Raw genomic sequence first — 7,201 nt, 5'->3', positions numbered from 1 at the left:
CTACGAAATCCGGTTTTCAGGACAAAACGAGGATCGCCGACGAAGCCCGCGCCCATTTGCGGTACCGGCGAGTGCTTTAGTATCCTACAAGGTTTAATTCGGCGACCGAAATCCCCGCGTATGGAAGACATTTACAAGCCGCAGACCATCGAACAAGAAGCCCAGGACGCCTGGGAAGCCCAGGGCGTTTTCCGCGCCGTCGAAGACCCGGCCAGGGAAAAGTATTACTGCCTGTCCATGTTCCCCTACCCCAGCGGGCGGCTGCACATGGGCCATGTCCGCAACTATACCATCGGCGACGTGATCGCCCGCTATCAGCGCATGCAGGGCAAGAACGTGCTTCAGCCGATGGGCTGGGACGCCTTCGGACTGCCGGCGGAAAACGCCGCGATGCAGAACAAGGTCGCTCCGGCGGCGTGGACTTACGCCAATGCCGATTACATGCGCAAGCAACTCAAGTCGCTGGGGCTCGCCATCGACTGGAGCCGCGAGATCGCCACCTGCAAGCCCGATTATTATCGCTGGGAACAATGGCTGTTCACCAAGCTGTTCGAAAAAGGCCTGATCTACAAGAAGGTCGCCCCGGTGAACTGGGACCCCGTGGACCAGACCGTGCTGGCCAACGAACAAGTGATCGACGGCCGCGGCTGGCGGTCGGGCGCGCCGGTGGAAAAGCGCGACATCCCCATGTACTTCATGCGCATCACCGCCTACGCCGAGGAACTGCTCGCCGGGCTGGACCAGTTGCCGGGCTGGCCCGAACAGGTGAAGACCATGCAGCGCAACTGGATCGGCAAGAGCCACGGCTGCGAAGTGCATTTTCCCTACGAGGACGGCAGCGACGTCCTCAAGGTTTACACCACCCGCCCCGACACCCTGATGGGCGCGACTTATGTCGCCGTGGCGGCGGAACATCCGCTGGCCCTGGCAGCCGCGGAAGGCCATCCGGAATTGGAAGCCTTCATCGAGGAATGCAAACACGGCGGCACGGCGGAAGCCGAGCTCGCCACCATGGAAAAGAAAGGCATGGCGACCGGCCGCTTCGTCATTCATCCATTAACCGGCGAAAAACTGCCGGTGTGGGTCGCCAATTACGTATTGTGGGGCTACGGCGAAGGCGCGGTGATGGCGGTGCCGGCGCATGACGAGCGGGATTTCGAGTTTGCGCATAAATATGGACTGCCGATCAAAACCGTCATCGCGTCCAAATCGGACGCTTATGAGACGGTCGATCCGGAGGGCGAGTGGATAGACGACTATGCCGAGTACGGCGTGTGCGTGAATTCGGGAAAATACGATGGCCTCGATTTCCAGCAAGCCTTCGACGCCATCGCCGCCGATCTCGAAGCCAAAGGCCTAGGCCAGAAGCGCACCCAGTTCCGCCTGCGCGACTGGGGCATCTCCCGCCAGCGTTACTGGGGCTGCCCGATTCCCGTCATTCATTGTCCGAACTGCGGCGACGTGCCGGTACCCGAAGATCAGCTCCCCGTGGTATTGCCGGAAGACGTCAAGATCGATGTGGGCTCTCCGCTCAAGAAAATGCCCGAGTGGTATCAAACAACCTGCCCGAAATGCGGAGGCCCGGCTGAGCGCGAGACGGATACCATGGACACCTTCGTCGAATCGTCCTGGTACTACGCCCGCTATGCCTGCCCGGACAGCCACGACGCCATGCTGGATCAACGCGCCAAATACTGGCTGCCGGTGGATCAGTACATCGGCGGCATCGAGCACGCCATCCTGCATCTTCTGTACGCGCGCTTCTTCCATAAGCTGATGCGCGACGTGGGCCTGGTGGACAGCGACGAACCCTTCACCAATCTGCTCACCCAGGGCATGGTGGTGGCGCCGACCTTCTACCGGGAGCAGGCCGACGGCAAGAAGCACTACTACAACCCGGCCGAAGTGGACGTGCAATTGGACGAGCGGGGAAGGCCGCTGGGCGCGAGCTTGAAGGCCGATGGACAGCCGGTCACGATCGGCGGCACCGAAAAAATGTCCAAGTCCAAGAACAACGGCGTCGATCCGCAAGCGCTGATCGATCGTTACGGCGCGGACACGGCGCGCTTGTTCATGATGTTCGCGTCCCCGCCCGAGCAGTCGCTGGAATGGTCGGACAGCGGCGTGGAAGGTGGATTCCGGTTCCTGAGGCGCCTCTGGAAACAGGTCGCCGTCCATGTCGACCAAGGCCCCGCCCCTAGGCTCGACAAGACGGCGCTCGACGAGGCGCAAAAGGCCATGCGGCGCCAGACGCACGAGACCCTTCGCAAGGTCAGCGACGATATCGGCCGGCGTTACACCTTCAACACGGCGATCGCCGCCAACATGGAACTGCTCAACGCCTTGGCGAAGTTCGACGATGCGAGCGATCGGGGACGCGCGGTGCGCCAGGAAACGCTGGAGCTCGTGGTGCTGATGCTGTCTCCCATCGTGCCCCATATTTGCCACCGCTTGTGGCACGAGCTCGGACATCCCGAAACGGTCGCGACCATGGCATGGCCAAGAGTGGACGAATCGGCGCTGGTGCAAAACACCGTGGAGCTGGTGGTTCAGGTGAACGGCAAGCTGCGCGGCAAAATCACCGTGCCGGTGGACGCCGCCAACGACGCAGTGGAGACCGCCGCGCTCGGCGATCCCAACGTGCAGCGCTTCGTCGAGGACAAACCGGTCAAAAAGGTTATCGTGGTTCCGCGCAAGCTGGTCAACATCGTGGTGTAGTCAATGACAAGACGGTCTCTCGCAAAAGCGGCGGTTTCGGCAATTTTCGCCCTATTGCTCTCGGCTTGCGGATTCCATCTCCGCGGCAGCTTGCCGGCCACGATGGTCGCTAAAACCTTCTACATCGACGGTTTGGGGCGCGGAGACCTGTTCGTTCAGGAGTTTTCGCAGATTTTGTCTTATTCCGGGGGCAACCTCGCGGCGGCTCCCAGCCAGGCCGGCGCGGTGATCCACATCGTCCAGGCGAGGCAGGACCGCCGCCCGATCGGTCTGAGCAAGCAAGGCCGGGCCAACCTGTTCGATTTGAGCTATCGGGTCGTCTACGAGGTGTCGACGCCACAGGGCGAGATACTGCTGCCGCGCCAGGAGCTCGAGCTGAAACGGGATTATTTCAACGATCAGACCTCCCCGCTCAGTCAAACCCAGGAGGAATACCAAATCCAGCAGGAGATGCAGCGCGAGGCCGCCCAACTCCTGTTTCGCCGCGTCGCTTACGCACTGAGCCGCCCGCCTGCGGACAAGTCGTGAAACTATCCGCCGAGCAGCTGGGAGAGCAACTGAAGAAGCGTCTGGCTCCGGTTTATTTCCTGAGCGGAGACGAGCCCCTGCAGCTTGCGGAAGCGGCCGACGCGATACGGCAGGCAGCGCGTGCCGCCGGGTACGGCAGCCGTGAATTGTTCTACGCCGATACCGGCTTCGACTGGGGCAGCTTGCAGGAGGCAGCCGATTCGTTTTCTCTCTTCGGCGAAAAGCGCATTTTGGACCTGCGCCTTCCCGCGAAGCCGGACAAAGCGGCGGCGGCAGCCCTGGCGCGTTATGCCGAGCGGCCCGCGGAAGACGCAGTCCTCATCGTCAGCAGCGCGAAAATCGGGGGCGCCGAACAAAAAAGCCGCTGGTACCAGGCCATCGACCGCATCGGCGTGGTGGTCCAGGTCTGGCCCCTGGAGGGCGAGCAATTGCTGCGCTGGCTCGACCGGCGCTTGAACGCGAAAGGTCTGTTGGCCGACCGCTCGGGCATCCGCATATTGGCCGCCCGCGTCGAAGGCAATTTGCTGGCGGCCGCCCAGGAAATCGAAAAATTGCACATCTTGTACGGCAAGGGCAAGATCGACGACGACCAGATCGTCAAGGCCGTCGCCGACAGCGCCCGTTACGATGTTTTCGATCTGGCCGAAGAAGTCTTGCGCGGTCACACTCAGAAAGCCTACCGCGTACTCACGGGACTCAAGGCGGAAGGCGTGGCGCCTGCGGTCGCGCTATGGGCGCTCACCCGCGACGTTCGCCTGATCGGCAACATCATGGCTCTGGTCGCCCAAGGCACCCCGACCGAATCGGCATTGGCGAAATGCCAAGTGTGGGACAAACGAAAATCGACCGTGCTCCAGGCACTGCAGCGCCTGAACCGCGACAGCATTCACCGGACCCTCTTGCTCAGCGCCAAGGCTGACAGAGTGATCAAAGGCATGGAAACGGGCGACCCCTGGGAAGAACTGTTGTCCGTCTGCGTAAGCCTCACGGCACCTTCGGGAACACGCATTACGGCGAAGCCTCATTGACGTTTCATAGCTCACCGCTTTCGATTATTCACCTTTCCTTGAACGACCCATGTTAAACGACCTTCAAACTTACATGCTTAGGGTGGGCGAGCAGGCTCGCGAGGCCGCCCGCTCGATGAGCCGTGCGGAGACTGCCGCAAAGAACAGCGCTCTCCTGGCCATCGCCGACGCGCTGAAAAGCGATGCGCAGGTGTTGATGGCGGAGAATCACAAGGATCTCGAAGTCGGCCGGCAGAGGGGACTCGACGGCGCGATGCTCGACCGGCTGGACCTCACCGAAAAGCGCATAGACGCCATGGCTCAAGGTCTACGCGAAGTGGCCGCGCTTTCCGATCCGGTGGGCGAAATCACCGGCCTCACCTATAGACCCTCCGGCATTCAGGTCGGCCGGATGCGGGTGCCTTTGGGCGTCATCGGGATCATCTACGAGTCCCGCCCCAACGTGACCGCGGACGCCGCGGCGCTTTGCCTCAAATCCGGCAACGCCTGCATCCTGCGGGGCGGGTCCGAAGCCATACATTCCAACAAGGCCATCGCCGACTGCATACGGGACGGTCTTGAGCAAGCGGGACTGCCCCGCGACGCCGTGCAACTGATCGAAACCACCGACCGGGCGGCGGTCGGCGAGCTGATCCGCATGGAACGCCACGTGGACGTGATCGTGCCGCGCGGCGGCAAGAGCCTCATCGAGCGCATCACGGAAGAATCCCGCATCCCGGTCATCAAACACCTGGACGGCATCTGCCACGTCTACATCGACGACCGCTGCGATTTCGACAAGGCCATCAAGATTGCTCTGAATGCCAAGACCCAGCGCTTCGGTGTCTGCAATGCGATGGAAACCTTGCTGATCGCTGCCCCGATTGCGCCCGTTCTCCTTCCGGACCTGGCGCACCTCTTTCGGGAAAAGGGCGTGGAGCTCCGCGGCTGCCCTAGAACCGTGCAAATCTTGCCGGACTGTACGCCGGCAACCGCGGAAGACTGGGACACCGAATATCTCGCGCCCATCCTGTCCATCCGCGTGGTCGAGGGCCTCGACGAGGCGCTGGATCATATCAATCGGCACGGATCGCAACACACGGACGCCATCGTGACCGAGGACTACACCCGCGCGCGCCGTTTTCTCCGGGAAGTGGATTCCAGCTCGGTAATGGTCAACGCCTCCACCCGGTTCGCCGACGGTTACGAATACGGCTTGGGCGCCGAAATCGGCATCAGCACCGACAAGCTGCACGCCCGCGGCCCGGTAGGACTGGAAGGATTGACCACCCAGAAATTCATCGTTCTGGGCGATGGGCATATCCGCGCCTGACTTGCAACACCTAGGGCGGATTAGTATCGTAGGTCGGCAATCCTTTGCCGACGAATATGTCGGGAAAGGGTTCCCGACCTACTGCTACGGCCTCTCCCCCCAAGAGCGCTCATGATCGGCATATACGGCGGAACCTTCGATCCCATCCACTACGGCCACCTGCGGACGGCCCTGGAAGTCAAAGAAGCGGTCAAACTGGACGAGGTCCGCTTCGTCCCCTGCCGTTTGCCGCCCCACCGCGCTGCGCCGGAGGCCGAACCCGATCATCGCCTTAAGATGCTGGAGCTGGCCCTGCACGACGCCGAGCCCGGCTTCCGTATCGATACACGGGAACTAGACCGGCCCGGGCCGTCCTACATGGTGGATACGCTTGCGTCCATTCGAGCGGAGATCGGCGCTCGGCCGTTGTGCCTGATCGTCGGGCTGGATGCCTTCCTCGGCTTTCCCCGCTGGCACCGCTGGCGGGAGCTGTTCGATCTCGCCCATATCGTCGTCATGCAACGGCCGGGCGCGGCGCCCGATTTTGCGGGCGATTTGGCATCGCGCATCGCAGAACGCCGTACCGAACAGCCAGGTGCCATACGCCCTCAGCCGGCGGGAGCAATCCATTTCGTCGAGGTCACCCAGCTCGATATTTCGGCGACCCGCATCAGGGAAGCCGTAAAAACCGGCAAGAGCGCCCGTTATTTGATTCCCGAGCCGGTCCGGCGATTCATCCAAAGCGAAGCACTTTACCGGTAGCCCAGAAACGGCAGTCCCGCGCGTCCGCAGGCGCGAGCAAGGATGATTTCAAGCATATCGAACGAAAGCGACCGCAGGTACAATCCCTTTGCCTCGGTCGGCGTGTGGATCTTGCGATGCGTTCCCGCATCGCGGCCAAGAGCGGAATGGGCCCGGCCCGCGCTACTTTTGGCCGAATTCCTCCGGTACCCGAGATACACGCGGCGCTTATCGGCCGATGATGTTTGTTATGCGTGTAAAAGCACGCTGCGGCGCTTCTTGGCGGCCGCCACGCCGCTCAAACCGGCGAGTCCGGAGGCCAAGAGCCACACGGCCGCGGGCAAAGGCACCGGGGCCGGTTCGCCGCCGGACAGAACCGCGCCGATGGTCACGCGGATCGCGTTCAGATCGATCCAGGCCTCACCCTGACTGCCCACCGGAACGGCCCCCAGCATCGTCGTCAAGAGGACGTCCAGTTCTTCGCTCCGGGCGATCGACTGCTCGAACAGCGTGGTCCAGCTGCCCGCCTTTTCGCCGCCGCTGCCGCCGAGGCGGAAGGATTTTTCACCCGAGTCGCGGAACAACTCGTCGTTGCTAAAGTCGTCGAGCCGGAGCCGACTGCTGGCCGAAACGCCGCTGTTCTTTCCGGCGAGCGCATAGTCGCCGCCCTCGGCCAAGTGAAACTGATTGATCAGAAATCCGTCCTTGGCGATGACCTGAAATTCCATGGTTTCCCTTAGGCGCTGGGAAGCCGAGGCGGCAAAACGATCGGAAAAGGCGAAGCTCAGGGTATCGCCGTCGATGGACGGTGTCCCGAAGTAATCCAGGTCCTCGTCCGCAAACTGGAAATAAACCGATTGGCCTTCCAGCAGGGCGGCCTGCGCGGCAGTCCCGC

The 7,201-nt window shown here is 62.2% G+C and carries 6 protein-coding genes; 5 read left to right on the top strand and 1 reads right to left on the bottom strand.

Annotated elements, in window-relative coordinates:
- Positions 1-120 precede the first annotated feature (120 nt).
- The 5 genes from leuS (at position 121) to nadD (ending at position 6,327) form a co-directional block, all read left to right on the top strand.
- Entirely contained in the window at positions 121-2,718 is a 2,598-nt protein-coding gene (gene leuS / locus ABJK70_RS17550) for a leucine--tRNA ligase (protein WP_347258619.1), read from the top strand.
- Between the two features lie 3 nt (positions 2,719-2,721).
- On the top strand, positions 2,722-3,246 hold the full coding sequence (lptE, locus tag ABJK70_RS17545) for an LPS assembly lipoprotein LptE (RefSeq protein ID WP_086133056.1): 525 nt from the start codon (positions 2,722-2,724) through the stop codon (positions 3,244-3,246).
- Positions 3,243-4,274 carry a DNA polymerase III subunit delta gene (holA, locus tag ABJK70_RS17540; protein ID WP_347258618.1) on the top strand — a complete coding sequence of 344 codons (1,032 nt, stop codon included), beginning with the start codon at positions 3,243-3,245 and terminating at the stop codon, positions 4,272-4,274. Before lptE ends, holA begins: the two co-directional genes overlap by 4 nt.
- Positions 4,275-4,323: 49 nt before the next feature.
- On the top strand, positions 4,324-5,586 hold the full coding sequence (locus tag ABJK70_RS17535) for a glutamate-5-semialdehyde dehydrogenase (RefSeq protein ID WP_077727881.1): 1,263 nt from the start codon (positions 4,324-4,326) through the stop codon (positions 5,584-5,586).
- Positions 5,587-5,697: 111 nt separating this feature from the next.
- On the top strand, positions 5,698-6,327 hold the full coding sequence (gene nadD, locus ABJK70_RS17530; protein ID WP_347258617.1) for a nicotinate-nucleotide adenylyltransferase: 630 nt from the start codon (positions 5,698-5,700) through the stop codon (positions 6,325-6,327).
- A 227-nt stretch (positions 6,328-6,554) separates the two neighbouring features.
- On the opposite strand, the gene ABJK70_RS17525 is transcribed toward nadD, so the two are convergent.
- On the bottom strand, positions 6,555-7,201 hold a 647-nt coding region (locus ABJK70_RS17525; RefSeq protein ID WP_347258616.1), incomplete at its 5' end, for a VPLPA-CTERM sorting domain-containing protein.

The sequence above is a fragment of the Methylocaldum sp. genome (genome assembly GCF_039794385.1).
Classification (GTDB): domain Bacteria; phylum Pseudomonadota; class Gammaproteobacteria; order Methylococcales; family Methylococcaceae; genus Methylocaldum.
Note: the sequence above shows the minus strand (reverse complement) of the source record. Positions and strands in the feature narration are given on the sequence as shown.

Bases quoted from the DNA above. Each gene is read 5' to 3' on its own strand.
- nadD (WP_347258617.1), top strand. From the start codon at position 5,698: ATGATCGGCATATACGGCGGAACCTTCGATCCCATCCACTACGGCCAC.
- leuS (WP_347258619.1), top strand. From the start codon at position 121: ATGGAAGACATTTACAAGCCGCAGACCATCGAACAAGAAGCCCAGGAC.
- ABJK70_RS17535 (WP_077727881.1), top strand. From the start codon at position 4,324: ATGTTAAACGACCTTCAAACTTACATGCTTAGGGTGGGCGAGCAGGCT.
- lptE (WP_086133056.1), top strand. From the start codon at position 2,722: ATGACAAGACGGTCTCTCGCAAAAGCGGCGGTTTCGGCAATTTTCGCC.